The sequence below is a fragment of the Williamsia sp. MIQD14 genome (assembly GCF_051025635.1).
Lineage (GTDB): Bacteria > Actinomycetota > Actinomycetes > Mycobacteriales > Mycobacteriaceae > Williamsia_A.
Genome location: NZ_JBPFDG010000001.1, coordinates 1,519,636 through 1,544,644, shown reverse-complemented (window position 1 = coordinate 1,544,644; position 25,009 = coordinate 1,519,636). Strand labels below are relative to the sequence as shown.

The window sequence follows — 25,009 nt, the reverse complement described above, 5'->3', positions numbered from 1 at the left end:
GTGTGCCCGGACCCGTGGCTGCGACATGTTCCCGCACTACCTCGAGGTCGCCGGCTGGCTGGCGCTCGCGGCGGTGACGCTCGCCTGGATCGCCATGGCCGTCGTCGTCACGGTCGACCTCGTGACCCGCGAGCCCGCACCGCGATCACGAGGGCGCCGGCTCGCCGCGATCTGGTTGCTGCCCATCATCGGGGTGGCCGTCCACCTGGTGGTCACGCGGCGCCGCACCCTCACCTGAGCGAGTCGTCGACGATCACGACGATCTTGCCGGAGATCGCGCCCTGCGCCGAGCGGGTGTGGACGTCCGCCAAGTCCGTGAGCGAGACACGTTCTGCGACATCGACGGTCAGCTCCCTGCGGTCGACCCGAGACACGAGTTCGGCGAGCTGGTCGGCATCGCTGCGCACGTACATGTCGACGCCGCGGACACCCCGGGCGGGATCGGTCGGCGCCGGCATCCACACGGTCGCGTTGACCACGACACCGCCGTCACCGACGAGGCCGGCGAGCACGTCGAAACGCTCGGGATCGATGGATGCCAGGTTGAACAGCACGTCGACCGGCTCGGTCACCGCGTCGAGGAGATCGGTCGAGGTGTGGTCGACGATCTCGTGGGCGCCGGCGGCCGCGACGCGCGCACGGCTCGACGGACCTGCGGTGGCGATGACGTGCGCGCCCGCGGCCGCGGCCAGCTGCACCGCGTAGCCGCCGACCGCACCTCCTGCGCCGTTGACGAGGATGCGTTGTCCTGCCTGCAGTTCGGCGTGCTCGAACAACGCCTGCCACGCCGTGAGGCCCACCGCCGGCAACGCCGCGGCGTCGGTGAGCGGGATGGATGTCGGCGCAAGCGCGAGGCCCTCGACCCGGGCGACGACGTACTGCGCCGATGCTCCGTCGGGGGCGAACGGCAGGAAGCCGATCACGCGGTCACCGGCGGCGAACCGTTCCACGCCCTCCCCGAGGGCGTCGACCACGCCGGCGACATCGACCCCCGGAACGTGCGGGAGCTCGACCGGGATGGGCCCCTGCATGGCGCCCGCGCGGATGGTCCCGTCGACGCTGTTGAACGACGTCGCGGCGACGCGGATCCGTACCTCACCCGCGGCGGGCTCCGGCAGGGCGACGTCCTCGTACCGCAGGACGTCGGGTGTTCCGTACTCGTGGAATCGCAGTGCCTTCATGGTCTCGGCCTCTCGTGGTGGCTATGTACTCCGAATTCGAAGTACATCGCCACCATAGCTCTGCTGCGAATTCGAAGCAAGTGTTTCGAATGCGAAGCAGGTCGTAGGCTCGGACCATGACCGACCACCCCGCACCCCTCGACGGCATCCAGCTCGAGGCGTACTTCGCGCTGATGGATGTGGCCGGGCTGCTCCGGCACGCGGTGGAGCAGCAGCTCCGCGAGGCGGGCGACCTCAGTTACGTGCAGTTCCAGCTGCTGGCACGTCTGGGGTTGAACTCACCGACGGGCAGCGAGCGGATGACCGATCTCGCCGACGGCGTCGTCTACAGCCGCAGCGGGTTGACCTACCAGGCGGGACTGCTGGACAAGGCGGGCCTCGTGACCCGTGCCCCCTCGACCGACGACGAACGCGGTGTGACGGTCTCCATCACCGACAGCGGCCGGGAGCGGCTGGCCGCGGTACTACCCGGGCACACCGCGGTCGTCCGCGGGCAGCTCTTCGGCCCGATGTCGGAGGGCGACCCCGAAGCGCTGGCCGGTCTGCTGTCACCGGTACGGGAACACATGCGTGCCGCACCGCCACGATCGGCCGCGCGCCGGCGCTGACCGGACATGCTCCGGGCTACAGCCCCCGGGCGATGGTGGGCCACAGTTCGGGCAGGTCACGCGACCAGTAGGCCCACGAATGGGTGCCGATCAGCGGGAAGCTCTCGGTGGCCGGGACGTTGTTGGCACGCAGCGTGACCGCGAACTCCAGCGAGCACCGGTAGGCGCCGCTCTCGAGGCCCGACGCCGCGAACAACTGCTGCTGACGCGACATCCCCGGATCCAACGGCGCGGTGAAATCGAGCGGCCCGATGGCCCCCGACCCGGCCGAGATGTAGAGGTTCTTCCCCCGCAGCTTGTCCAGGTGCAGGCTGGGATCGTGCGCGGCCCAGTTCGGTCCCTGGATCGGGCCCCACATGTTGGTGGCGTCGCCGCCGTCGCGCGCGACCGTCGCACGGACGTAGGCCTCGTTGAGCAGACCGCTGACCGGCGGGCACCCGCTCAGCGACGCCGCACCCGTGTAGAGCTTCGGATGCCGGAAGGTGAGCGCGAGCGCGGCCTGGCCGCCCATCGACAGACCCACGATCGCGTTGCGGCCGTTGCCGTTGTAGTACCGGTCGATCAGCGGGGGCAGTTCCTCGGTCAGGAACGTCTCCCACATCGGCTGGCCGACCACGGGGTCCTTGCGGTCCCAGTCTGTGTAGAACGAGCCCTTGCCGCCCGACGGGAGCACGACGTTGACGTTCTTGTCCTCGAAGAACTTCACCGCGTCGCCCTTGGTGATCCAGTCGCTGACCGCGCCGGTCGCGCCGGCACCGTCGAGCATGTAGACCGTCGAGCGCGACGCCGAGGTGTCGCGGGGCAGCAGGACCGAGACGCTGACCTTGCCGCGCATCGCCGGGGAGTCGATGGTGAGGTCGAGGTGGCGGGGCGTGACCTTGGTGACGGTGTCGAGCGTCGCGGCCTTCGGGGCGGGGGCGGCCGACGCGACCGGCGCGACGAGCGCTCCGGACCCGGCGACGACCCCGGCCGCGACGAGGATCGGGACGGCTGCACGGAGCAATCCCCGCGCACGCACACCCGCACCACGTCGTGACATCTGAGAACCCCTCACGGCCGAACACCTCCCCCACGCGACCTCGAGCCGCACTTCACTACAGCGAGAGTACCGAGCGATCCGATGCGCAAGAGCGATCTATCGTGGATCGGCATACTTCGGGTCGGTCACGATTGGGCCACCACCACGCAACGAGAGGCGGCCGGCGTGCTCGAACCCGACGCGTTCGCCTTCGAGGCCACCGTCGCGGTCCGGTGGTCCGACGCCGACAGCACGGGCGCGATCAACGACGCCCGACTGGTCACCCTCATGGAGGAGGCGCGGGTGGCGTGGCTGCTCAGCGTCGGCGCGCAGTACCGGCCGCTCATCACCAGCGCGATGATCGTGACCGTCGGCATCCGGTTCCGGCGTCGCCTCACACACCGTGACGGCCCGGTGCGCATCGGCATGTGGATCGACGGGCACCGGTCGGTCGACTTCGTGATCGGTTACGAGATCCGTGCGGGCGGCGATCCCGCCGGATCCGCGCCGGCCGCCACCGCAACGACGCAGATGGCCGTAGTCGACATCGAGAAGCACACCCTGCGACGCCTCACGTCCGAGGAGAAGGGGCACCTCGCGGCGTGGTCGCGCTCCGGCTGAAGCGCCCTCCACGCACGTCGCTTCGCCCGTTTCCGCCGTTCCGTCCGCTTTCGGTTCCCAGGAGACTCACAGTCCCACAACCGATTACGCGGGCACAATCGGTGTCGTGCCTGTGTCGCCACACCAGGGTGTCTCCCTGCTCGACGGGTGGTTCCCGCTCACGTTGCAGATCGTCGCCGTTGTCGCCCTCCTCGCCGCCGTCGGGTGGCGGACCCGCCGATGGCGCCTCGTCTGGTTCCCGATCGCCGTCGTGATGGCCGTCGCCGGAGCGTGGGGGGTCCACCTCTACTTCGACTCCGAGGGACTGGCAACCGACCCCGCCCCCTGGCAGCTGTGGGTCTGGGTGGGCCTGAGCATCGGTGCAATTGCCGTTCTCGTCCTCGGCTTCACGACCGCGCGGTGGTGGCGGCGCGGCGTGACGGTGGTGGCGATGCTGCTCACCGTCGCGACCACCTCGGTCATCCTCAACCAGTGGGTGGGCTACTACCCGACGCTGTCGGCCGCCTGGGGTGCGATCACCGCCGGACCGCTCCCCGATCAGGTGTCGGCATCGACGCTGCCGTCGCTGCGCGACACCACACGCACGAAGGGTGCGGTCGTCCCGATGACGACGACCGACTCGATCAGCCACTTCGCGCATCGCACCGAGTACGTCTATCTCCCGCCCGCGTGGTTCCGCGGCGCCACCCCGCCGACACTGCCCGTGGTGATGATGATCGCCGGTGAGTTCAACACCCCGTCGGACTGGATCCGCACCGGCAACGCCATCTCGATCGCCGACGCCTACGCCGCGCAGCACGGCGGTGAGGCGCCCGTGCTCGCGTTCGTCGACGCCGGCGGATCGTTCAACAACGACACCGAGTGCGTCAACGGTCCCCGCGGCAACGTCGCGACCCACCTCACCGACGAGGTCCGCCCCGCCGTCATCTCCCGGTTCCATACCGCGTCGGCAGCGGCGCAGTGGGGCATCGTCGGATGGTCGATGGGTGGGACCTGCTCGGTCGATCTCACCGTGATGCACCCCGATCTGTTCTCGAGCTACGTCGACATCGCAGGCGACGCCGCCCCCGTGGCGGGTACGGCGACCCAGAGCGTCCAGCGACTCTTCGGCGGAAACGCCTCGGCGGCAGCCTCGTTCGACCCGGCCACCGTGATGAAGCGTCACGGACCGTACGTGGGGGTCTCGGCGCGCTACGAGGAGGCCGATCAGAAGGGGATGTCGCAGTGGCGCGGCAACGGTCACGCGTTCCACGGGGGCGGGAAACACCCTCCCGGCGGATGGCAGGGCAGCGGTGCGGGCGCCGGACTCGGCGGTCGCGGCGACGGCGGGACGAACGACCAGTCGCAGGCCGCGGTCGCGCTGTGCGCCGACAACCGCGCGGTCGACATCGCCTGCACCATCGACAGCCGACCCGGCCGACATTCGTGGCAGTTCGCCTCGGGTGCACTGGAGAACACGTTGCCGTGGCTGTCCCACCAGATCGGTGTCGCGGGCGCCTGACGCGCCGGGTGGATCAGCGGGGCTTGGGCCCCTCGGTCGAGGACAGTCGAAGGATGTTGCCCTGCAGCACATCCCGATAGATGCGCAGCTGCTCCTCGCCGGAGCGGACCTGCTCGGTGAGCCGCTTGGTGTTGTCGGCGGATATCTCGCGATCACCGGAGCGGGCGACGAGACGGTCGATGCGGTCGTCGATGGTGGCGGTGTGCGCGAACTCGGCCAGCACCCGCAGTTCCACCGCCGCCGATTCGACCACCTCGGCCACCGACGCCAGCGCGGCGACGCGCTCGACGAGTTCACCCCACACCGGCCGCAGCGCGCCCTCGCGTCCCTCGATGTGGGAGGTGAAGTCGGCGTCGAACCCTGCGGCGCGACGGCTCGCGTCGAGATCGATGCGGATGGTGCGCAGTGCGATCACGTCGGCGGCGATGTCGGCGAGTTCCGCGTGGAGGTCGACCGCGGTGCGTTGGATCTCGAAGTGTTCAGAATGCCATGCCGGGCAGCGCATCACCCGGTCGTAGAACGACCCCGCGGCGAACAGGATCGTCTCGTACCCGTCGACGAAGCGGGCGTCGTCGGACGTGGTGAAGGTGTCGGTGTCGCCGACGAGCTCGGCGACCCACCGGTGGCCGCGCTCGAGTCCCGCTTTGGCGGCGGCGGATCCGACCATCCCGGCGACGCGATCGATCGCCGCGGTACCGGCGCGACGCACGTACCCGCCGGAATCGACGTTGGGTGTCGGGGTGTAGGTGAGACCGAGGAACAACCGCTCACGATCGGCGAGTTCGAGGTGCACACCCTCGCGACGTTCACGCCGGATCCCGCGGATGCTGGTCGAGAAGATGCCCTTGCCGTTCACCAGCGACTTGCGGGCGTCGTCGAGCCGGCGGACGAAGGTGTTGCGACGGCTCCGCAGCACCGGCGCGACCATACCCGGGATCATCGGGTTGTCGAGCTGGGCCTCGATGGCGTTGACGGTGCGGTGCATCCGGCGCAGCTCGCCGAAGCCGCCGCGGTCGCCACCGAGCACGGCGTGCGCCGTGGGGATCGGCAGCCCGGAGGACATGCGCCGGATCATGATCGCCCGGGCGGGTTCGGTCAGGTGGCCCGACGCGATGATGACGGCCGCCTCGTCGGACAGTTCGGGATGCGCGCCAGGGATGATCGAGCGCTCGGACCACCGGCGGATCGCGGCGGCGTCGATAACGGCGACCTCGGGCCGGTCCGGGGTGGAGCGATCGGGGCTGGTCACACAGACGATGGTACGGATCGGACGCGCCACCGACCGCTCGGACGACGCCAGATGACCGACGTCACGCGGTGCAGTGCCCACGCGATCGGGGCGGTGATGACCGTCGTCACCACGAACACGCCGACGGTCGACCCGGTGAAGGTGCGGTAGTCGAGGACGTCCATCACGATCTCCAGCACGAGGAGGTGGGTGAGGAAGAACTCGTAGGAGATCTCACCGAGCCAGACGATCATCGGCCGCGACAGCAACCGGTCGAACCACGAACCCGGCGGGCCGAGGACCAGCGCGCCGACGAGACACATCGACGCCCCCAGATAGAGCATCAGCTTGATGACGGTGGCCGACATCGTCGTCGGGGTGATGGTCGGTTCGCCGGCGAACCCGGCGCAGCTGAGCTGGAAGAGCAGGACGGCGATCAGCACGAGCAGCGTCGTGTTGGCCCGCACCGACACCTGCACCGCGACGGCCAGGATCATCCCGCCGACGAACCAGCTGAGGAACGCCGGCGGCCACAGCCGCGCGGTCGGGTCGATGCCCGAACCGCTGTGCGTGGCCAGCGCCCACAGCGGCGAGATCGCCAACAGCGCCACCAGACTGATGAGCACCAGGTCCGGCCGCCATCGACGTCGGCAGACGGCCGCGGTGACGACCCAGCCGATGGCGGGCAGCGCGAGGTAGAACACGACCTCCACGGCGAGACTCCACATCTGCGTCAGCGCGGTGTGGAGATGCCCGAAACCGTAGATCTGGGTGAGGGTGAGGTTGCGGAGCAGACCGCCGACGCCGTGGCCGAGGTCGGAGTCGTCGGTGCGGAACCACGCGTAGACGGCGTAGACCACCAGCACCGTGACCCAGTAGGCGGGCAGGATCCGGCGCACCCGGTGCCCGGCGTAGCGCCGCAGCGACGGTGACCCCGTGCCGTCGGCGAGACCCGAGACCCACGGGCGGAACAGCAGGAACCCCGAGAGCGTGAAGAAGATCGGCACACCGATCTCCAGTCGCGCGAGGACCCGCCCCGGCAGGTCGTCGGTGTAGTGGCCGGTCCAGAAGGCCGCATGCGACGCGCACACCAGGAGCGCCGCGACACCGCGTATGCCGGTCAGCGACGCCGAGACGCGCAGTGCGGGTGCGGCAGTCGCCGTCTCGCTCAGTGCGCGCCCGTGGTCGTGAGCAGTGCCTGCGCCACCCGTTCGAGCGCGGCGACCCGGCTCCCCTTCACCAGGACCGCGTCGCCGTCGCCGAGGTCTCCGAGGGCCAGCACGGCGTCGTCGATGTCGGCGACGTGGGTCGCGCGCGGTCCGTAATCCGGTGCGTCGACGGCGATCACGTCGATGCCGAGCTCGGCGGCCCGGTCGCTGATGGCCAGGTGTTCGGCGCGTGCGGTCGCTCCGATCTCGCCCATGACCCCCAGCACGGCGAGCTTGCGATTGCCCTCGAGACCGACAAGTGCCTCCAGGGCCGCCTTCATCGACGTCGGGTTCGCGTTGTAGGAGTCGTTGAGAACCAGCACGCCGGAGTCGGTGCGCGACAGTTCCATTCGCAGACCGGAGATCGCGGCCCCCGACAGGCCCTCGGCGATGCGGTCGACACCCAGCCCGATGCCGCCGGCGACCGACGCCGCGGCGAGGGCGTTGTGGACCTGGTGGCGGCCGCGCGCCTGCATGGACACCTCGATCGACCCCCACGGCGTGTGGAGCACGAAGGTGGGCCGCAGCTCGGCGTCGATGCGGATGTCGGTGGCGCGGACGTCGGCGGTGGGCGCCGACCCGTAGGCGATGACGCGCGCCGAGGTGCGCGCCGCCATCGACACCACCTCCGCCTGATCGGCGTTGAGCACGGCGAGACCGTCGTCGGGCAGCGACGCGATGAGCTCCCCCTTGGCCTGGACGATCGAGGCGATGTCGCCGAACAGTTCGAGGTGCACACCGTCGACACGGGTCACGACACCGATCGTCGGGTGGGCGATGTCGCACAGCGTGGCGATGTGCCCGACACCGCGCGCACCCATCTCCACCACGACGGCCTCGGTGTCGTCGGGGGCGTTGAACAGGGTCAGCGGCAGGCCGAGTTCGTTGTTGAAGGAGCGCTCGTTGGCCGCGGTCCGGAAACCGGTGGACAGGACCCGGGCCAGCAGGTCCTTCGTCGAGGTCTTGCCGACCGAACCGGTGACGCCGATGACGGGGCCGGTGATGCGGGCGCGGGCCGCCGTGCCGAGGCGAGCGAGCGCCGTCGCGGTGTCGTCGACCTCGACAACGGTCACGCCCGGGTCGGTGACCGGCGCCGACGCCAGGGTCGCGCTCGCACCCGACGCCACCGCGGTGGGGATGAACTCGTGGCCGTCACGTGCGGCGACGATGGGCACGAACAGCTGCCCGGCAGTGATGGTGCGCGAGTCGATACCGGCGCCCGACACCGTCGTGTCGGGGCCGATCAGCCGACCACCGGTCGCCGCGGCCACCTCCGTTGCTGTGAATTGCACGCATCGAAACTACTCCGCGGTAGCCGTCTCCCCTGCCGAACCCGTGTGGCGGGGGACGGGCACGTCTCTCGCGACCGACGGGACGCAACCGTATGGTGAGGGCATGTTGACCCCCGCCACCACCGGCGGATCGCCTGATCGCCACCGCCTGGTGGTCCTGTTCGGCGGAGTCTCGGCCGAACACGACGTGTCGTGTGTCACCGCCGCGCACGTCCTCGCCGCCGCCGATCGCGACCGCTTCGACATCGTTCCCGTCGGGATCACCCGCGAGGGGGTCTGGACCCGCAACGACGCCGCCATCACCGCCATGGCCGAGCAGCGGGCGCTGCCGGCGAGCCTCGAGCCCGTCGGCACCGCGCTGCAACCGCTGGCCGCCGTGAGCGAGGGTGACCTGCCGGTGGTCGTGCTGCCGCTGCTGCACGGACCGCACGGCGAGGACGGCACCGTGCAGGGCATGTTGGAGCTCGCCGGCGTCCCCTATGTCGGCAGCGGGGTGCTCTCGTCGGCGGTGTGCATGGACAAGGCGATGGCCAAGGTCGTCACGGCGCAGGCGGGGATCCCGCAGTGCCGGTGGCTGGAATATCGCGACGGCATCGGCGACCGGGCCGAGCTCGAGGCCCGCGCGATCGCCGAGCTGGGCGTGCCGCTGTTCGTCAAACCCGCCAATCTCGGTTCCTCGGTGGGCATCTCGAAGGCGCACGACGCCGCCGAACTCACCGCCGCCATCGACCTGGCCCTGACCTACGACGAGGTGATCGTCCTCGAGGAGGCGGTCACCGGTCGTGAGATCGAGGTCGCGGTGCTGGGCAACGAGGCACCCGAGGCGTCGCTCCCCGGCGAGGTGCTGCCCGGGGCGGAATTCTACGACTACGCCGACAAGTACCTCAACGGCACTGCGGGACTGCAGATCCCGGCGAAGCTGACCGACGACGAGATCGCGCAGGTGCGCGAGCTCGCGGTCTCGGCGTTCACCGCGATGCGCTGCTCGGGCATGGCGCGGGCCGATTTCTTCTACGAGGAGGACGGGCGCGGCTGGCTCCTCAACGAGGTCAACACCATCCCCGGCTTCACGCCGTCGTCGATGTACCCCAAGATGTGGGAGGCCACCGACCTCCCCTACCGCGACCTCATCGACCGACTGGTCGACCTGGCGCTGTCCCGCCACCGCCGCCGGTCGAGCTTCTCGACCTCGCACTAGGCGCGGGACGCCGTGGAGGACAACAAGGTACGCGGACAGATCTGGCGCGACGGGAAGCCCGTCGACGGTTTCGAGCTGGAGAAGGTGTCGGACTGCATCGACGACCCCTCCACCATGGTCTGGGCCGACCTGGTCGACCCCTCCCACGAGACGCTGAGCAAGCTCGCCGGCGAACTCGACCTCAACCGTTGGGCGGTGGAGGACGCGTTGGCGGCGTCGGAACGGGTGAAGGCGACGGGGTACGCGCACCACACGTTCATCACCGTCTACGCGGTGGCGTTCGACCGCGCGGCCGCCACGCCGGAGTCCGGGCTCGACGTCGAGTTCGCAGAGAACGCCCTGAAACTGCAGCGGATCTCGCTGTTCCTCGTCGGCAACGCGCTCATCACTGTCCGCCTCACGGCAGGTGTCGACGCGAGCGACGACAGGTCATCGGTGTTCGACATGGACGACGTGGTGGCGCGGTGGAACGAGATCGGCGGACTCGAGCGCGGGGTCGGGTCACTGCTGCACGGGTTGCTCGACGTCGTCGTCGACGGACACTTCGAGGCCGTGCAGGAACTCGACGACGCGATCGAGGACCTCGAGAGCATGTTGTTCGACGACTCGACGGGGTCGCGGTCGCTGCAGCGCCGCACCTACCTGCTGCGCAAGAACCTGGTGGCGCTGCGCCGGGTGGTGCTGCCGATGCGCGAGGTGGTGTCGCTGATCCAGCGCCGACGCGACGCCCTCGGCTCCTCGGACCGCCTCGACCCGGAGTTCACCGATCTCTACGACCACGTGCTGCGCGCGACGGAGTGGACCGAGTCGTTGCGCGACATGGTGACCACCGTGTTCGAGACGAACCTGTCGCTGCAGGACGCGCGGCTCAACACGGTGATGAAGAAGCTCACCGGCTGGGCGGCGATCATCGCCGTGCCGACCGCCATCACCGGTTTCTACGGCCAGAACGTGCCGTTCCCCGGGTTCGACCACACCGCCGGGTTCGTCACGAGCGTCGTGCTGTTGCTGACCGCGATGGTGGTCCTCTACGTGTTGTTCAAGCGTCGCGACTGGCTCTGATCCGCACGTCACAGCGGACATTCCGCCCGCAGCGGAGCGGTATCTCACACTGAACCCGGGCGTACCGGTCCGTACCGTGGGGGTATGCGAGTACTGGTCACCGGTGCAACCGGCTACGTGGGGTCACGACTGATCACCGAACTGCTCTCCGCAGGGCACGAGGTGGTGGCCGCGTCCCGCAAGCCCGACGGTCTCGCCGCGTTCGGCTGGTACGACGACGTGCTGCCGGTCGCCCTCGACGCGACCGACCGCACCGCCGCGGCCACCGCCTTCGGCGCCATCGGTCACGTCGACGTCGTCTACTACCTCGTCCATGCGATCGGCCAGTCCGGATTCCGCAGCACCGACAACGCCTCGGCGCGCAACGTCGCCGAGGCCGCCCGCGACGCAGGCGTCTCGCGCATCGTCTACCTCGGCGGTTTCGTGCCCGACGGCGAGAAACTCTCCGAGCACCTCGAGAGCAGGGCCGAGGTCGCCGATCACCTGCGCGTCGACGGTGGCCCCGAGTTGGTGTGGCTGCGCGCAGCGGTCGTGGTGGGCGCCGGGTCGACCTCGTTCGAGCTCGTCCGCTACCTCGCCGACCGCCTGCCCGTCATCCCGCTGCCGGCGTGGGCCGACAACAAGATGGACCCGATCTCGGTGCGCGACATCTGCTATTACCTCGTCGCCGCAGCCGACCCCGACACCCTGCCCGTCGGCGACTACGACGTCGCCGGCGCCAACAAGTCCAGCTACCGCGAGCTGCTGTTCGCCTACCTGGACGCGGCGCACCGCCGCCGTATCCCGTTGCCGCTGCGGGGTTTCGGCACCGGACTGGCGTCGGTCGTCAGCAGTTCGCTGGTACCCGTGCCGAGTGGTCTGACCGCCGACCTCGTGGCGTCGCTCGACTACCCGATGTACGCCTCCGAGGACCGGATCCGGTCGCTCGTCCCCGACCCGCCGGGCGGGCTGCTCACGGTGCAGGAGGCGGTGTCGCGGTCGCTGGACAGCGGACCGGCGTTGCCCGTCAACCAGCTCACCGACATCCACCACCTCGCCGACTCCGACCCCGTGTGGGCCGGCGGCGATCTCCTGCGGGTGCGCCGGGTCGCCTCGAGCCTGTTCACCCCGGGCGGCTGGAACCACGTGGAGCGTCTCGGTGCAGGGCTCGTCCTGGCCAACGGCACGGCGGCCGGCGCGGTCCGTACCGGTGTCGACTTCGCGCTGTCGTCCTTCAACAAGATCGCACCGCGCGCGGGACGGTGACACGATGACGACGATGGTCACTCAGGGTTGGGACGAGTTGCGCGAAGCGGTGCTGCACCGCGAGCCGAGTCACCCCGGCGAGGATCCGAAGGTGATCCGCCGGCGACGGATCGTGGTCGTGGTGTTCCTGCTGATCGGCAGCGTGTTCCTGGCGTTGTCGCTCTCGACCGAACCCGGCGCGTCGATCTTCTACGTCTACACCCTCGCCCTGGCCACCACCTGGGTCGTCGGCGCGGCGTTGTCGCGGCCACTGCACCTCGGTCGCATCACCTGGCGGGGTCATCGACGACGTCCGGTGCTGACCGGACTCGGCGTCGGACTCGGGCTCGGCCTGTTCTTCGTGCTGGGTGGACTCGTGGTCCGTCTCATCCCGCCGATCCACGACCTCATCGCCAACGTCTTCGAGCACGCCACGAAGGGCAATCTGACCGTCGTCGTGGTCATCGCCATGGTCAACGGCATCGCCGAGGAGATGTTCTTCCGCGGCGCGCTGTACTCGGCGCTGGGGCGGCATTACCCGGTCATCTTCTCGACCCTGATCTACATCGTGGTCACCCTGGCCAGCGGCAACCCGATGCTCGGGTTCGCCGCGATCCTGCTGGGACTCGTCGCCGCCATCGAACGCCGCGCGACCGACGGCATCCTCGCGCCCATGCTCACCCACGTCGCGTGGACCGCGGTGATCCTTCTGGCGTTGCCACCGATGTTCGGGGTCTGAATCCGGCGTACCCGGCAGACCCGTTCATTCGGTCGTAAACTGCGTCCGTATGAATGCATCGGTGTCCGATGACACCACCCTCTCGGTGATCGTGGCGGCCAAGGACGCCGAGGCCCTCATCGAGGACTGCCTGACATCGGTTCTGCCACAACTGCGTCCCGGAGACGACATCGTCGTCATCGACGACCGCTCGTGCGACACCACCGCCGAGATCTGCGCCCGTCTCGGAGTCCGGCTGCTGCTCAACTCCCATGCCCCCGGCCCCTACGGCGCGCGCAACCTCGGTGCCGCGCTCGCCACGACCAGCGCGCTCGTCTTCTTCGACACCCGGTGTCGTGCGCTCGACGGCTGGCTCGAATCGCACCGCGAGGCGCTACGCGACGTCGACCGCCCGGTCATCTCCTACTCCGACATCGAGGTCGAGCAGACATCCGACATCGCCGGTGCCGTCGCGCGCCACCTCAACCCGTTCAGCGCCCGCACCTACGCCCGCGTCGGCTTCTACCCCGCCTGCAACCTCGGCATCGGGCGCGAACTGTTCTGGCGAGCAGGCGGATTCGAGGAGATCCGGGGCGGCGCCGACGCCGGGCTGTGCTTCCGCGCGACGGCGCTGGGCGCCCGGTTCGTGGTCGACCCGCGCACGCGCGTCCGCTGGCGTCCCCGCGCGACGTTCCGTGCGTTGCAGGGGCAGTACCGCCGGTACGGCACCTCGAAATACCGACTCCGGGCCGACCGGGTCCCGCTGCTGCTCCTCGACACCGCGATGTTCCTGCCCCTGCGCACCCTGGGGACGGCCATCGGGAAGCCGTCGTCGCGGGCGTCGCTGCGCGCCCGGATCGGGGCGGGCATCGTCCAGGCGAACTTCGAGTCGGCGATCCTGCGGGCCGCCGTCGCCGACGCCGCGTCGGCGGTGCGTGGCTCGTCGATGACACGACGTGCCCGATGGTCCGCGCATGGCGGAAGTGGAGGGATTTGAACCCCCGGTCAGGGTTAACTGACGCTCGCTTTCAAGGCGAGTGCATTCGGCCGCTCTGCCACACTTCCTTCGCCGAGAAGGGTACGTCAGCCCCACATCGGACTCGTCGAGGGTGATGCGCCGGGCACCCTCGATCGACGACTGTGAGGGGTCACCGACGCGTCGACCGGGAAGGGCTACTCGGGATCGAGACCGTCGCGCACGCGGGTGAAGATGCCGCCGAGCTCGTCGAGCTGCTCGGAGCTGATGTGGGCGAGCAGATGTTTGCGCACACGACGGGAGTGATCGACCTCGGCGGTGCGCAGGTGCTCGCGGCCGCGATCGGTGATGCTGACCAGGCGGTTGCGGGCGTCGGTGGAATCGGGCAGCCGGGCGATGTCGCCGATGCCGACCAGCCGCGACACCTGCCGCGAGATGGTGCTGCGCGACCCGAGACCGCTGCTCGACAGGTCCGACATGCGCATGGCGTCGCTCTCCGACAGCGCCGTCAACAGCAGGAACTCACCCAGCGCGAGGTCGGCGTCGCAGACCAGCGCCTTGTCGAGGGTGACGAGCAGCGCGTGCGTGCCGTCGACGAAGGCTCGCCAGGCACGCTGCTCCTCCGGCGACATCGACTCGGCATCGGACGGCGCATCGTCGGAACGGTCGTCGGCGACCGAGTGCAGGTTCGAGGAGACAGGTGTGCCCGACCAGGCGTCGGAGTCGACCCCGTTCGGGGCCGCGTCCGTCTGCTGACCGATGCTGAACATGTGACCCCCGAGTCGACGGTGTCGCGCGACAAAACAGTTCGCGACGTCATCGAACGATACGACTCACCGGGCCGGAAAACAGTCGGACGAACGCTCTACTTTGCACGGCTAACTCTGTGTCGCGGCACGTGCCGGACCGTCTGACGCGGGCCCACGTGTGCGCGCCCGTGGCACGGGGTAGAGATGACGGGGTGACCTCCATGCGCACGATCGCCGTCCGCGGCGACGGATCCGACGCCGTCCTCGAACCCTCCGAAGCCCCGAAACCCTCCGCCGGGCCCGGTGAGGTCCTCATCGCGGTCGCCGCCGCCGGGGTGAACCGGGCCGACCTCATGCAACGCCAGGGCCTGTATCCACCGCCGCCGGGCGCCAGCGAGATCCTCGGCCTCGAGGTGTCGGGCACGATCGCCGAACTCGGCGAGGGCGTGACCGATCTCGCCGTCGGCGACGAGGTGTGTGCCCTGCTCGCCGGCGGCGGGTACGCCGAGTTCGTCGCGGTGCCGGCCGGTCAGGTGCTCCCGGTCCCCGGGTCTGTCGATCTCGTCTCGGCCGCAGCGCTGCCCGAGGTGGCGGCCACGGTGTGGTCGAACCTGTCGATGACCGCCGGTCTCGCCGCCGACGACCTGCTGCTCATCCAGGGCGGTGCGAGCGGCATCGGCACCCACGCGATCCAATTCGCCCGCGCACACGGCGCCCGGGTCGCGGTGACCGCGGGGTCGCAGCGCAAGCTCGACTTCTGCGCCGACCTCGGCGCCACCACCTTGATCAACTATCGCGACGACGACTTCGTGGAGGTCGTGTCGAACCTCGGCGGCGCGGACGTCATCCTCGACATCATGGGCGCGAAGTACCTGCAGCAGAACGTCTCCGCCCTCGCCGACAGCGGCCGACTCGTCATCATCGGTCTGCAGGGCGGCGCGACCGCGGAACTGAACCTGGGCGCGATGCTCACCAAACGCGCCACGGTCGCCGCGACGAACCTGCGCGGGCGTCCGGTCGAGGGCCCGACAGGCAAGATCGCGGTGATGCGCGGCGTGCGTGAGACCACGTGGCCGAGGGTCGCCGACGGTTCGATCCGTCCGATCATCGACCGCACGTTCCCCCTCGACGAGGCCGACGCCGCGCACCGACACCTCGACGGCGGCGACGCCATCGGCAAGGTGCTGCTCACGATCTGACCGGCGGGGACCAATGCACGGTCGGCGGGGTGAGGAGCGGCGTCAGGCGAGGGAGCCGAGGCAGCGGACGAGCTGGTCGACCTCGTAGGGCGTCGAGTACTGGCCGAGACCGAGGGTGACCGCACCACCGACGTCACCGGTACCGATGCCGTCGAGCGCGCGACTGGGCTGATCGGCCAGCGCGCAGATGCCGTTGTCGGCCAGGCGCCGCACCACCTTGTCGGCCGACACCCCGCTGACGGTGAAGCTGACCGTCGGTACGCGGGGATCGCTGGTCCCGACCACGCGAACTGTGTTGAGCTGCTCGAGAGAGTTCACGAGATAGGCGAGCAGGCGCTGCAGGTATCCCGACAGGCTCGTCATCGAGGTGACGATCCGTTCGCGACGGGTTCCGGTCGCCGCCTCGCCGAGGCCCGCGAGGTGCTCGATCGACGCCACGAGTCCGGCCAGCATGGCGTGCTGGTGACCGTCGACCTCCAGCCGCTCCGGGCCGACCGCACGCGGTGACAGGCTCGCCGCGCGCACACGCTCGAGCTGGTCGGGGTCGCGGAACACCATGGCCGCGGCCTGCGGGCCGCCCCATCGTTCCGCGGAGACCACCAGGACGTCGGCCTGCAGCTCGGTGATGTCGAGTGGCATGTAGGGCGCCGCGCTCGTGGCGTCGACGACGAGCATCGCGCCCACCGACCGGGCGACCTCGGCGACGGAACGGACGTCGGTGACGGTGCCGATGGTCGACGACGCGGCCGTCATCGCGATGACGCTGGTCGACTCACCGGCGAGGTCGCGGTACTGCCAGGGCGGCAGTGCACCGTTCTCGATGTCCACCTCGGCCCACGACACCTTCGCGCCGAACCGATCGGCGGCCCGGATCCACGGCACGAGGTTGGCCTCGTCGTCGAGACGGCTGACGATCACCGTCGACCCCAGCCAGACGCGGGGGTTCATCGCTTCGGCGAGGGTGTTGAGCAGGGCGCCGCGGCTCGGTCCGAGGACGACCCCGCGCGACTGGCCGCCGACGAGGTCGGCGACCGCACCGCGGGCGGCGTCGATGATCGCGCGTGACTGCAACGCTGCGGGGTAGACACCACCGGGCGCGGAGACCAGGGCCCGGAACGCCTTCGACACCGTCGAGGCCACCGAGTCCGGGATCTGCATCCCGACCTGCGGATCGAGGTGGATCCACCCGTCGCCGAGGGACGGGAACAGCCCGCGCACCCGTGCGACGTCGTAGGTCATGGCAGACACGATAGACCGTTCGCTTAGGTGATCCATACCAGCTCGTCGCCGCAGGTGGGGGCGGTGGCCACATGTCCGGCGACGCATATCGCACAATGGGTACATGACATCCCCAGTCTTCGGTTCAGGGTCGGACTCCTCGGACTCCGACGACCGCATCGTGGTGGTCGGGCCCGGCGGCTCGGCCGGTGGTGACGGCTCCGGTCGCGGCGACGACCACGAGGGGTCGGGTGGCCTCACCGACATGGTGGAGCAGCCGGCCAAGGTCATGCGGATCGGCACGATGATCAAGCAGCTCCTCGAGGAGGTGCGTGCGGCTCCTCTCGACGACGCCAGCCGCACCCGACTCAAGGAGATCCACCAGTCGTCGATCCGCGAGCTCGAGGACGGCCTCGCACCGGAACTGCGCGAGGAGCTCGAACGGTTGGCACTGCCGTTCACCGACGAGTCGACACCGTCGGACGCCGAGCTGCGCATCGCGCAGGCCCAGCTCGTCGGCTGGCTCGAGGGACTGTTCCACGGCATCCAGACGGCGTTGTTCGCCCAGCAGATGGCCGCCCGGGCGCAGCTCGAGCAGATGCGCCAGGGACAGCTTCCAGGTCCCGGGGGCGGTCCGATGCCCGGCGGACACGGCGTGACCGGCACCGGGCAGTACCTCTGACCTGCCGCGAGACCGTCGTCGCGGGGTGAGGCCGGTAGGCTCGTGCACCGTGTCCACTGTTCTGCACGATGACGACGTCTCGCCGGCCGCGCCGGTCGCATCGGACTCGAGGACGTTCCGACGCGCGTGGGCGGACCTCCACACCGGCTTCGCCCAGCGCGAACTGTGGGCGCTGCTCGGGTGGCAGGACATCAAGCAGCGCTACCGCCGTTCCCTGCTCGGCCCGCTGTGGATCACCGTCGCGACCGGCGTCACCGCCGTCGCGATGGGCCTTCTCTACGGCGAGCTGTTCGGCATCGACATCAAGACCTTCCTGCCGCACGTCACCCTCGGGCTGATCTTCTGGAACTTCATCTCCCAGTCGATCCTCGAGGGCTCGGTGGTGTTCTCCAGCAACGAGGGTCTGCTCAAGCAGATCCCGTCGGCGCTGAGCGTGCACGTCTACCGGCTGGTGTGGCGGCAGTCGATCATCTTCGCCCACAACATCGTCATCTACGCCGTGGTGATGGCGGTGTTCCCGCAGCCGGTGAACTGGACGATCTTCCTGATCATCCCGGCGCTGTTCCTGTTCGCGCTCAACGCGATCTGGGTGACGATCGTCTTCGGGATCCTCTCGACCCGGTTCCGCGACATCGGCCAGCTGCTCGCGACGGTGGTTCAGCTCGTGTTCTTCATGACGCCGATCATCTGGACGACCGACAACCTCGGCCAGAACGCGAAGAACTCGGAACGACTCAAGCTGGTGGAGCTCAACCCGATGTTCCACTACCTCGAGATCTCCCGCGGGCCGCTCGTCGGCGAGCACGTGCAGGCCTACCACTGGTTCATCGTGATCGGCTGCACGGCGGTGGGCTGGGCGGCCGCGCTCCTCGTGCTCCGCAACTACCGGGCCCGCGTGGCCTACTGGGTCTGAGGGGGAACGCGATGAGCACAGTGCGGTTGGACACCTGGGGTGCATGCGTCGACTTCCCCATCTTCGACGCGAAGACACGGTCGTTCAAGAAGTCGGTCCTCGGCCGCGCCGGTGGCGTGATCGGCTCGAACGAGTCGAACGTCGTCGTGGTCGAGGCGCTCAAGAACGTCGATCTACATCTCTCGCACGGCGACCGGATCGGTCTCGTCGGCCACAACGGCGCCGGCAAGTCGACGCTGCTGCGGCTGCTGTCGGGTATCTACGAACCCACCCGTGGCGCCTGCAAGATCCAAGGTCGCGTGGCGCCGGTGTTCGATCTCGGCGTCGGCATGGACCCGGAGATCTCGGGCTACGAGAACATAATCATCCGCGGCATGTTCCTCGGCATGAGCCGCCGGGAGATGCTGAAGAAGACCGACGAGATCGCCGAGTTCACCGAGCTGGGCGACTATCTGAAGATGCCGCTGCGCACCTACTCGACCGGTATGCGGGTGCGGGTGTCGCTCGGCGTGGTCACCTCCATCGATCCCGAGATCCTGATCCTCGACGAGGGCATCGGAGCGGTCGACGCCGACTTCATGCGCAAGGCCCGTGTACGCCTGCAGGATCTGGTGAAGCGCTCGGGAATCCTGGTGTTCGCCAGTCACTCCAACGAGTTCCTGGCCCAGCTGTGCGACCGGGCGCTGTGGATCGACCACGGTCAGGTGCGCATGGACGGTGGCATCGAGGAGGTCGTCGGCGCCTACGAGGGCCCCGACGCCGCGCGCCACGTGCGCGACGTGATCGCCGACGTCGCCCGCGACGATCAGGCACGCGACGATGCCGCGCGCGCCGGGTCGGCCGATCCGGCGTGACGGAGCGCGTCGTCGCGGTCGTGGTCACCCACCGCCGCGTCGAGTTGCTGCGACAGTCCCTCGCGGTGCTCACCGGCCAGAGCCGACCCATCGACCACCTCGTGGTGGTCGACAACGGTGACGAGACCGACGTCGCCGACCTCGTGACCGGGCTCGACGTGCCGACCACGTACATCGGTTCGGCCCACAACCTCGGCGGTGCAGGCGGTTTCGCACTCGGCATGCTGCACGCCCTCGCGCTCGGCGCCGACTGGGTGTGGTGTGCCGACGACGACGGTCGACCCGAGGGACCCGAGGTGCTCGCCACGCTGCTGCGCTGCGCGACCGAGGGCGGTTACGACGAACTGTCACCCGTGGTCTGCAACATCGACGACCCCGACACCCTCGCCTTCCCGTTGCGACGCGGTGTCGTGTGGCGGCGCAAACGTTCCGAGTTGTTCGCCGGGCCCGAGGAGACCGAGGAGGTCCTCGACGGGATCGCGTCGTTGATGAACGGTGCGCTGTTCTCCGCGCGCGCCATCGACGCCGTCGGCGTACCCGATCTGCGCCTGTTCGTCCGCGGTGACGAGGTGGAGATGCATCGTCGACTCGTGCGTTCGGGCATGCGGTTCGGCACCTGCCTCATCACGGCCTACCTCCATCCCGACGGCACCGCGGAGTTCCGGCCGATCCTCGGTGGGCGGATGCACACCCAGTACCCCGATGACGCCACCAAACGGTTCTTCACTTACCGCAACCGCGGCTACCTGCTCCACCAGCCGGGCCTGCGGAAACTGATCCCGCAGGAGTACGCGCGGTTCGGGTGGTACTTCCTCGTGCAGCGCCGCGACGTCGCGGGCTTCCGGGAGTGGGTACGCCTGCGCGGCCAGGGCCGGCGTGAACATTTCACGCGACCCTGACCGACGAGCGATGAACCGGAGAGATCAGGCCGCATAGGCGATCTCGGCGTCGACGGCGGTGCCGCCATCGGCGTGACGGGCCTGCACCGCGGCCACGTAGCGCTTCGTGAACACGATCGGGGCGATGAACGCGATCGCGGTCGCGATGCCGCGCACCATGCCCGAGGAGTCCACGAGCAGCACCGAGGCCACGGCCGAGACGGTGAACGCGCCGGCCCAGACCGAGGTGATCACCACGTTGAGGTTCCGGAACATCGGCAGGTCCCAGACCTCCTCGGGTGCCTCGCGCTTGGCGATGCCGAGCGTGAACGGTGCGCCGAGGAGGATGCCGGCCCAGGCGACCACGGCCAGCCAGCCGTCGGCCATCGCGCCGCAGTAGGCGGCGAGCGCTGCGTGCGGTGCCGCGAAGGCGACCGGGGTGAGCGCGGCGAAGAAGGCGAGCGCCCCGATCGCGAGGATCTGGCCGTCCCACGACGTCCCGGCGCGCCGGTCGGCCACCAGTGTCGCGGCGGCGATCACTGCGGCGGCCAGAGCCCCCCACTGCCATCCGACCTGCGAAAAGACGAGGAATCCGATCCAGGGGAGGAAGCCTCTGAGGTAGGACATGATGTTCTCCTTTGCGCCAATGGCAACCGGTGAGTTGCCCATGTACCGACGGTAGGAATTCGCGGTCGCGGAGTCATGGACCCACGGGACCGGTCCGGGTGGAGATCGATCTCCACCCGACGGTCGAGTGCGGCATCCCTGGCACGGTCTGTGCAGGTCGCACCAGGTTTCGTTGTAGATACCGGTATGGTTTCCATACCGTCACCCCCATGAACGCACCTCATCGCACCTTTCGTCGCCGCTCCGCCACGGGAATGCTGACCCTCGCGCTCATCGCACTGCTCACCGTCACCACGGCGGCGTGCACCGACAGCAACGAGGACCGCGCCTCCGCCGCACCGGAATCGGCGGTCGACCGGACGCCCGGGCTAGTGGTGCCCGAGGCCGTCCATCTGGCGTCGGCTCCGACCGAACGCGACCGACGGGTCGTCGCGGTTGCGCAGAAGCTCTACACGTTCTGGAACAGCGGGGACACCACCTTCCTCCGCGCCGCGGTGGCGCCGGCGTTCCGTGACAACACGCTGCCCGCGGGCCGCCCCCAGGGCCCTGCCGGACCCGTCGCGGCGTCGGCGATGTTTCGGAAGGCCATTCCCGATCTCACGTGTCGCCTCGCCGATCTGTACGTCACGGGCGACACCTTCACCGCGCGTCTCGTGTTCGCCGGGCACTTCACCGGCGTGTACGACGGTGTGCGCGGTGCCGGTCAACCCATCGAGTTCGGCGCCATCGACATCCAGCACACCGGTTCTGCCTCGACGATCGTCGAGGACTGGCACCTCGAGGACAACCTGACGTTCCTGCAGCAGGCCGGCCTGGTCCGAGTTGGCGATGACGAGAACTAGAACATGTTCTAATCGAGGTCGTTGGCGAGGAACGACCCGAGGAGACCGATCATGCGATTCACCTATGCCGAGGCCATGACCGATCCCCGTTTCTATCCCGATCTCGCGGTGGCCGCCGAGGAGGCGGGATACGAGGGGTTCACCATCCCCGACTCGCTGGCCTACCCCGAGGAATCGGACTCCACCTACCCCTACACCGAGGACGGGAACCGCGAGTTCCTCGACGGCAAGGCCTTCATCGAGACCTTCATCCAGGCCATGGCGATGGGGGCGGTCACCACGTCCATCCGCTTCAACCCGTTCGTGCTCAAGCTGCCGGTGCGCCCGCCGGTACTGGTGGCCAAGCAGGCGATGTCGGTGGCGTTCATGACGAACAACCGTCTCGCACTGGGCGTCGGCACCAGTCCGTGGCCCGAGGACTACGACATCATGGGCGTCGACTACGCGCGGCGCGGCAAGCGGATGAACGAGTGCATGGACATCATCCGCGGCCTGTCGACCGGGGAGTACTTCGAGTTCCACGGAGAGTTCTACGATTTCCCGCGCATCAAGATGACCCCCGCACCCACGCAACCGATCCCGCTGCTGGTGGGCGGCCACGCCGATCTCGCGTTGAAGCGTGCGGTGATCCGCGGCGACGGCTGGATGCACGGCGGCGGTCAACCCGAGGAACTCGACACACTGCTGGCGAAGCTCCACGACATCCGCAAGGGTGAGGGAAAGCTGAACGACCCCTTCGAGATCCACGTGATCTCGCTCGACGCCTACACCCCCGACGGGTGCAAGCGACTCGAGGACAAGGGCATCACCGACGTCATCGTCGGCTTCCGCATCCCGTACATCACCGGCCCCGACACCGAGCCGCTGCAGAACAAGATCGACAACCTGCGGATGTTCGCCGACAACGTGATCAGCAAGGTCAACGGCTGACCGACGCTACGAACCGACCTTCGGGGTCGCGCGGTCGATGATGGCCGCGGTGTCGACACCCACGGGCAGGGTCCCGAATACACTGCCCCAGTCACCACCGAGTCGGCTGCTGCAGAACGCATCCGACACCGACGGGTGGCCGTGACGGATCAGCAGTGACCCCTGCAGCGCGAGCGCCATGTCGCCGACCACGCGGCGCGCGCGGTGCTGCATGGTGTCGAAGTCACCGAACTCGGCCTTCAGTCGCGTGACCGCGGCGTCATAGCTGTCGTCGGATCCGGTCGCGGTGTCGAGCTCGTCGAAGAAGACCTCGAGGGTCTCGGGCTGCTTCACCATCGCACGCAAGGTGTCGAGAGCGGCGACGTTGCCCGAGCCCTCCCACACCGAGACCAGCGGGGCCTCGCGGTAGATCCGCGGCATCCGCGATTCCTCGACGTATCCGTTGCCGCCCAGGCACTCCAGCGCCTCGGCCGCGTGGATCGGGTTGCGCTTGCACACGAAGTACTTGGTGACCGCCAGCGAGATGCGCCGTAGCGAGGTGGCGCGCTCGTCACCCGACGTGGCGCGGTCGGTGAGCGCGGCCAACCACATCGCGACCGTCGTGGACGCCTCGGCCTCCACGGCGAGGTCGGCGAGGACGTTGCGCATCAGCGGCTGATCGACGAGGGCGGCGCCGAATGCGCTGCGGTGCACGGCGTGGTGGGTCGCCTGATGCGTGCCGGCGCGCATGCCGGTCGACGCCCCGATGATGCAGTCGAGTCGGGTCATGTTCACCATCTCGACGATGGTCGGGACGCCACGTCCCTCCTCGCCGACGAGCCATGCGGTCGCCTCGTCGTACTCGATCTCGCTGCTCGCGTTGGAGTGGTTGCCCAGCTTGTCCTTCAGGCGCTGCAGGAACATCCGGTTGCGGGTGCCGTCGGGCAGTACGCGCGGCAGGAAGAAACACGACAGGCCGCCGGGGGCCTGCGCCAGTACGAGGAACACATCCGACATCGGCGCGGAGGTGAACCACTTGTGACCGGTGAGCAGGTAACTGCCGTCGGCCTGCGGGACCGCGCGCGTGGTCCCCGACCGGACGTCGGAGCCGCCCTGCTTCTCGGTCATCGACATGCCGGCGATCAGTCCCGGCTTGGTCAGCGGCGCAGCGGTTCTCGGGTCGTAGACCGTGGCCGCCAGCAGCGGTTCGTACTGCGCGGCGAGTTCCGCGTTGTGCCGGAGTGCCGGCACCATCGCGTAGGTCATCGAGATGGGGCACTGATGGCCGGCGTCGGTCTGGCCCCAGACGTTGAGCTTCGCGGCACGGTGCAGATGGGCGTGCGGATCGGGGTCGGCCCACGGCGCGGCGTGCAGACCCATCTCGACCGCGGTCGTCATGAGGTGGTGGTAGGCGGGGTCGTAGCGCACCTCGTCGACACGGTGGCCGTAGCGATCGTGGGTGTGCAGCACCGGGGGGTGGTCCTCGGCGAGGTCACCCCACTCGATGGCCTCGGCGCTGCCCGCGCGACGACCGACCTCGTGGATGGTCTCCAACGCCGAGTCGGCACCCTCGCGGCTGAGCGCCTCGAGGATCGGCGGGTACTCAGCCGCGTCGTAGTCCACCAGCGGCGGAACCTGATTGGTGACCTCGTGTGTGCTGTGCATCGGTGCTCCCCAGTGCTCGAAGGGTGAAGGTGGTGATGTCGGTGGTGAGGGTGGTCGGATCGGGTGTCTCGTGGTCGCGACTGCTGCGGGCCAGTGGGGTCACCAGCGCTTCACCGATCGCCCCGACGATGCAGGCCGCGGTGAACTCGCTGTTCTGGTGCGGGATCTCGCCCGCGTCGGCGGCGGCGTCGATCGCCACCGACAGGGTGTCGCGGAACGACGCGCGGAACGCCAGGCGCTCGGTGTCGATGGTCTGGTCGACCGGCTCGACGAGGAGGGCGTGGGCGAGGGTCGGCGTGCGCAACGCACGGTCGGCGAAGGCGCACACCGAGGCCACGACGGCATCGACCGCGCGGCCGTCGGTGGCGCGGGCCATCTCGCCGATCTCGACCATCGCCTGTACCTCGCGGCCGCACACGATGCGGAAGACCTCGGCGAACAGTTCGCTCTTGGACTCGAAGTGGCGGTACACCGTGCCGGTGCCGACACCGGCGGCCGCGGCGACCGACGCCACCGAGCACCCCGCGTACCCGTTCTCGGCCACCTGCGCGATCGCCGCGTCGATCAGCCGCGCCCGGAGTTCATCCAGACGCCGCTGCACGGCGGGGGTGCGTCGGTAGGCCACACGAAGGAGTGAA

The 25,009-nt window shown here is 69.2% G+C and carries 26 protein-coding genes and 1 tRNA gene; 16 read left to right on the top strand and 11 right to left on the bottom strand.

Features of this window, described 5'->3' with window-relative positions:
- Positions 1–25: 25 nt before the first annotated feature.
- The gene (locus ACQ7HM_RS06890; protein ID WP_434215462.1) at positions 26–238 is read left to right on the top strand and encodes a hypothetical protein; all 213 of its coding nucleotides are present in this window, start codon (positions 26–28) and stop codon (positions 236–238) included.
- Here the strand turns inward: ACQ7HM_RS06890 and ACQ7HM_RS06885 are convergent.
- Complete coding sequence (locus tag ACQ7HM_RS06885) at positions 231–1,181, bottom strand: NADP-dependent oxidoreductase (protein ID WP_434215461.1); 951 nt, start codon at positions 1,179–1,181, stop codon at positions 231–233. The genes ACQ7HM_RS06890 and ACQ7HM_RS06885 overlap by 8 nt on opposite strands.
- A 116-nt stretch (positions 1,182–1,297) precedes the next feature.
- On the opposite strand from ACQ7HM_RS06885, the gene ACQ7HM_RS06880 reads away from it, so the two are divergent.
- Positions 1,298–1,789 (top strand): MarR family winged helix-turn-helix transcriptional regulator, encoded by a 492-nt coding sequence (locus ACQ7HM_RS06880; RefSeq protein WP_434215460.1) that lies wholly within the window; start codon positions 1,298–1,300, stop codon positions 1,787–1,789.
- 16 nt (positions 1,790–1,805) lie between these two features.
- Here ACQ7HM_RS06880 and ACQ7HM_RS06875 read toward each other — a convergent pair whose 3' ends face one another.
- Entirely contained in the window at positions 1,806–2,828 is a 1,023-nt protein-coding gene (locus ACQ7HM_RS06875; protein WP_434215459.1) for an alpha/beta hydrolase, read from the bottom strand.
- Between the two features lie 81 nt (positions 2,829–2,909).
- Between ACQ7HM_RS06875 and ACQ7HM_RS06870 the strand changes: the two genes are divergently transcribed.
- Positions 2,910–3,428, top strand: coding sequence for an acyl-CoA thioesterase (locus tag ACQ7HM_RS06870; protein WP_434215458.1), 519 nt, complete (start codon positions 2,910–2,912; stop codon positions 3,426–3,428).
- 106 nt (positions 3,429–3,534) lie between these two features.
- On the top strand, positions 3,535–4,929 hold the full coding sequence (locus ACQ7HM_RS06865; RefSeq protein ID WP_434215457.1) for an alpha/beta hydrolase-fold protein: 1,395 nt from the start codon (positions 3,535–3,537) through the stop codon (positions 4,927–4,929).
- 13 nt (positions 4,930–4,942) lie between these two features.
- Here the strand turns inward: ACQ7HM_RS06865 and ACQ7HM_RS06860 are convergent, their stop codons facing one another.
- The 3 genes from ACQ7HM_RS06860 to ACQ7HM_RS06850 form a co-directional block, all read right to left on the bottom strand.
- The gene (locus tag ACQ7HM_RS06860; RefSeq protein ID WP_434215456.1) at positions 4,943–6,178 is read right to left on the bottom strand and encodes a hypothetical protein; all 1,236 of its coding nucleotides are present in this window, start codon (positions 6,176–6,178) and stop codon (positions 4,943–4,945) included.
- Positions 6,175–7,251 (bottom strand): acyltransferase family protein, encoded by a 1,077-nt coding sequence (locus ACQ7HM_RS06855; RefSeq protein ID WP_434215648.1) that lies wholly within the window; start codon positions 7,249–7,251, stop codon positions 6,175–6,177. Before ACQ7HM_RS06855 ends, ACQ7HM_RS06860 begins: the two co-directional genes overlap by 4 nt.
- A 74-nt stretch (positions 7,252–7,325) precedes the next feature.
- Complete coding sequence (locus ACQ7HM_RS06850; protein WP_434215455.1) at positions 7,326–8,657, bottom strand: UDP-N-acetylmuramoyl-tripeptide--D-alanyl-D-alanine ligase; 1,332 nt, start codon at positions 8,655–8,657, stop codon at positions 7,326–7,328.
- 103 nt (positions 8,658–8,760) lie between these two features.
- Here ACQ7HM_RS06850 and ACQ7HM_RS06845 point away from each other — a divergent pair, with 103 nt between their 5' ends.
- The 5 genes from ACQ7HM_RS06845 (at position 8,761) to ACQ7HM_RS06825 (ending at position 13,856) form a co-directional block, all read left to right on the top strand.
- Positions 8,761–9,855, top strand: a complete 1,095-nt coding sequence (locus ACQ7HM_RS06845; RefSeq protein WP_434215454.1) for a D-alanine--D-alanine ligase family protein — start codon at positions 8,761–8,763, stop codon at positions 9,853–9,855.
- A 12-nt stretch (positions 9,856–9,867) separates the two neighbouring features.
- Entirely contained in the window at positions 9,868–10,917 is a 1,050-nt protein-coding gene (locus ACQ7HM_RS06840) for a magnesium transporter CorA family protein (RefSeq protein WP_434215453.1), read from the top strand.
- Positions 10,918–11,001: 84 nt separating this feature from the next.
- Positions 11,002–12,162: an NAD(P)H-binding protein gene (locus ACQ7HM_RS06835; protein ID WP_434215452.1), complete on the top strand. Its 1,161-nt coding sequence runs from the start codon at positions 11,002–11,004 to the stop codon at positions 12,160–12,162.
- Between the two features lie 4 nt (positions 12,163–12,166).
- Positions 12,167–12,880: a lysostaphin resistance A-like protein gene (locus ACQ7HM_RS06830; protein WP_434215451.1), complete on the top strand. Its 714-nt coding sequence runs from the start codon at positions 12,167–12,169 to the stop codon at positions 12,878–12,880.
- Positions 12,881–12,941: 61 nt separating this feature from the next.
- Entirely contained in the window at positions 12,942–13,856 is a 915-nt protein-coding gene (locus tag ACQ7HM_RS06825) for a glycosyltransferase (protein ID WP_434215450.1), read from the top strand.
- On the opposite strand, the gene ACQ7HM_RS06820 is transcribed toward ACQ7HM_RS06825, so the two are convergent.
- Both ACQ7HM_RS06820 and ACQ7HM_RS06815 read right to left on the bottom strand, forming a co-directional pair.
- Positions 13,835–13,924, bottom strand: a tRNA-Ser gene (locus ACQ7HM_RS06820). The two genes, ACQ7HM_RS06825 and ACQ7HM_RS06820, sit on opposite strands and share 22 nt — an antisense overlap.
- A 108-nt stretch (positions 13,925–14,032) precedes the next feature.
- Positions 14,033–14,605 (bottom strand): MarR family winged helix-turn-helix transcriptional regulator, encoded by a 573-nt coding sequence (locus ACQ7HM_RS06815; protein WP_434215449.1) that lies wholly within the window; start codon positions 14,603–14,605, stop codon positions 14,033–14,035.
- A gap of 200 nt (positions 14,606–14,805) precedes the next feature.
- Here ACQ7HM_RS06815 and ACQ7HM_RS06810 point away from each other — a divergent pair, with 200 nt between their 5' ends.
- On the top strand, positions 14,806–15,783 hold the full coding sequence (locus ACQ7HM_RS06810; protein WP_434215647.1) for an NAD(P)H-quinone oxidoreductase: 978 nt from the start codon (positions 14,806–14,808) through the stop codon (positions 15,781–15,783).
- 42 nt (positions 15,784–15,825) lie between these two features.
- Here the strand turns inward: ACQ7HM_RS06810 and ACQ7HM_RS06805 are convergent, their stop codons facing one another.
- Positions 15,826–17,022 carry a cysteine desulfurase-like protein gene (locus tag ACQ7HM_RS06805; protein WP_434215448.1) on the bottom strand — a complete coding sequence of 399 codons (1,197 nt, stop codon included), beginning with the start codon at positions 17,020–17,022 and terminating at the stop codon, positions 15,826–15,828.
- Positions 17,023–17,125: 103 nt separating this feature from the next.
- Here ACQ7HM_RS06805 and ACQ7HM_RS06800 point away from each other — a divergent pair, with 103 nt between their 5' ends.
- From ACQ7HM_RS06800 to glfT1, 4 genes are read left to right on the top strand one after another with little or no spacing between them, the layout of a single operon-like run.
- On the top strand, positions 17,126–17,683 hold the full coding sequence (locus ACQ7HM_RS06800; protein WP_434215447.1) for a bacterial proteasome activator family protein: 558 nt from the start codon (positions 17,126–17,128) through the stop codon (positions 17,681–17,683).
- A 49-nt stretch (positions 17,684–17,732) separates the two neighbouring features.
- A complete protein-coding gene (wzm, locus tag ACQ7HM_RS06795; protein ID WP_434215446.1) occupies positions 17,733–18,596 on the top strand; it encodes a galactan export ABC transporter permease subunit Wzm/RfbD in 864 nt (287 codons plus the stop codon).
- Positions 18,597–18,607: 11 nt separating this feature from the next.
- Positions 18,608–19,450 carry a galactan export ABC transporter ATP-binding subunit Wzt/RfbE gene (gene wzt, locus ACQ7HM_RS06790; RefSeq protein WP_434215445.1) on the top strand — a complete coding sequence of 281 codons (843 nt, stop codon included), beginning with the start codon at positions 18,608–18,610 and terminating at the stop codon, positions 19,448–19,450.
- Positions 19,447–20,349, top strand: coding sequence for a galactofuranosyltransferase GlfT1 (glfT1, locus tag ACQ7HM_RS06785; RefSeq protein ID WP_434215444.1), 903 nt, complete (start codon positions 19,447–19,449; stop codon positions 20,347–20,349). The genes wzt and glfT1 overlap by 4 nt, the downstream gene beginning before the upstream one ends.
- A 24-nt stretch (positions 20,350–20,373) precedes the next feature.
- Here the strand turns inward: glfT1 and ACQ7HM_RS06780 are convergent, their stop codons facing one another.
- Positions 20,374–20,955 (bottom strand): hypothetical protein, encoded by a 582-nt coding sequence (locus tag ACQ7HM_RS06780; RefSeq protein WP_434215443.1) that lies wholly within the window; start codon positions 20,953–20,955, stop codon positions 20,374–20,376.
- 209 nt (positions 20,956–21,164) lie between these two features.
- Between ACQ7HM_RS06780 and ACQ7HM_RS06775 the strand changes: the two genes are divergently transcribed.
- Both ACQ7HM_RS06775 and ACQ7HM_RS06770 read left to right on the top strand, forming a co-directional pair.
- Positions 21,165–21,797, top strand: coding sequence for an ester cyclase (locus ACQ7HM_RS06775; RefSeq protein WP_434215442.1), 633 nt, complete (start codon positions 21,165–21,167; stop codon positions 21,795–21,797).
- A gap of 51 nt (positions 21,798–21,848) precedes the next feature.
- Positions 21,849–22,727, top strand: a complete 879-nt coding sequence (locus tag ACQ7HM_RS06770) for an LLM class flavin-dependent oxidoreductase (protein WP_434215441.1) — start codon at positions 21,849–21,851, stop codon at positions 22,725–22,727.
- A 6-nt stretch (positions 22,728–22,733) separates the two neighbouring features.
- Here ACQ7HM_RS06770 and ACQ7HM_RS06765 read toward each other — a convergent pair whose 3' ends face one another.
- Together ACQ7HM_RS06765 and ACQ7HM_RS06760 are read right to left on the bottom strand one after the other, a co-directional pair.
- Complete coding sequence (locus ACQ7HM_RS06765) at positions 22,734–24,371, bottom strand: acyl-CoA dehydrogenase family protein (RefSeq protein ID WP_434215440.1); 1,638 nt, start codon at positions 24,369–24,371, stop codon at positions 22,734–22,736.
- Positions 24,310–24,996, bottom strand: a complete 687-nt coding sequence (locus tag ACQ7HM_RS06760; RefSeq protein ID WP_434215439.1) for a TetR/AcrR family transcriptional regulator — start codon at positions 24,994–24,996, stop codon at positions 24,310–24,312. The genes ACQ7HM_RS06765 and ACQ7HM_RS06760 overlap by 62 nt, the downstream gene beginning before the upstream one ends.
- Positions 24,997–25,009: the final 13 nt, after the last annotated feature.

Bases quoted from the DNA above. Each gene is read 5' to 3' on its own strand.
- ACQ7HM_RS06890 (WP_434215462.1), top strand. From the start codon at position 26: ATGTTCCCGCACTACCTCGAGGTCGCCGGCTGGCTGGCGCTCGCGGCG.
- ACQ7HM_RS06885 (WP_434215461.1), bottom strand. From the start codon at position 1,181: ATGAAGGCACTGCGATTCCACGAGTACGGAACACCCGACGTCCTGCGG.
- ACQ7HM_RS06880 (WP_434215460.1), top strand. From the start codon at position 1,298: ATGACCGACCACCCCGCACCCCTCGACGGCATCCAGCTCGAGGCGTAC.
- ACQ7HM_RS06875 (WP_434215459.1), bottom strand. From the start codon at position 2,828: ATGTCACGACGTGGTGCGGGTGTGCGTGCGCGGGGATTGCTCCGTGCA.
- ACQ7HM_RS06870 (WP_434215458.1), top strand. From the start codon at position 2,910: ATGCGCAAGAGCGATCTATCGTGGATCGGCATACTTCGGGTCGGTCAC.
- ACQ7HM_RS06845 (WP_434215454.1), top strand. From the start codon at position 8,761: ATGTTGACCCCCGCCACCACCGGCGGATCGCCTGATCGCCACCGCCTG.
- ACQ7HM_RS06835 (WP_434215452.1), top strand. From the start codon at position 11,002: ATGCGAGTACTGGTCACCGGTGCAACCGGCTACGTGGGGTCACGACTG.
- ACQ7HM_RS06830 (WP_434215451.1), top strand. From the start codon at position 12,167: ATGACGACGATGGTCACTCAGGGTTGGGACGAGTTGCGCGAAGCGGTG.
- ACQ7HM_RS06815 (WP_434215449.1), bottom strand. From the start codon at position 14,605: ATGTTCAGCATCGGTCAGCAGACGGACGCGGCCCCGAACGGGGTCGAC.
- ACQ7HM_RS06810 (WP_434215647.1), top strand. From the start codon at position 14,806: ATGCGCACGATCGCCGTCCGCGGCGACGGATCCGACGCCGTCCTCGAA.
- ACQ7HM_RS06805 (WP_434215448.1), bottom strand. From the start codon at position 17,022: ATGACCTACGACGTCGCACGGGTGCGCGGGCTGTTCCCGTCCCTCGGC.
- ACQ7HM_RS06800 (WP_434215447.1), top strand. From the start codon at position 17,126: ATGACATCCCCAGTCTTCGGTTCAGGGTCGGACTCCTCGGACTCCGAC.
- wzt (WP_434215445.1), top strand. From the start codon at position 18,608: ATGAGCACAGTGCGGTTGGACACCTGGGGTGCATGCGTCGACTTCCCC.
- ACQ7HM_RS06780 (WP_434215443.1), bottom strand. From the start codon at position 20,955: ATGTCCTACCTCAGAGGCTTCCTCCCCTGGATCGGATTCCTCGTCTTT.
- ACQ7HM_RS06775 (WP_434215442.1), top strand. From the start codon at position 21,165: ATGAACGCACCTCATCGCACCTTTCGTCGCCGCTCCGCCACGGGAATG.
- ACQ7HM_RS06770 (WP_434215441.1), top strand. From the start codon at position 21,849: ATGCGATTCACCTATGCCGAGGCCATGACCGATCCCCGTTTCTATCCC.
- ACQ7HM_RS06765 (WP_434215440.1), bottom strand. From the start codon at position 24,371: ATGCACAGCACACACGAGGTCACCAATCAGGTTCCGCCGCTGGTGGAC.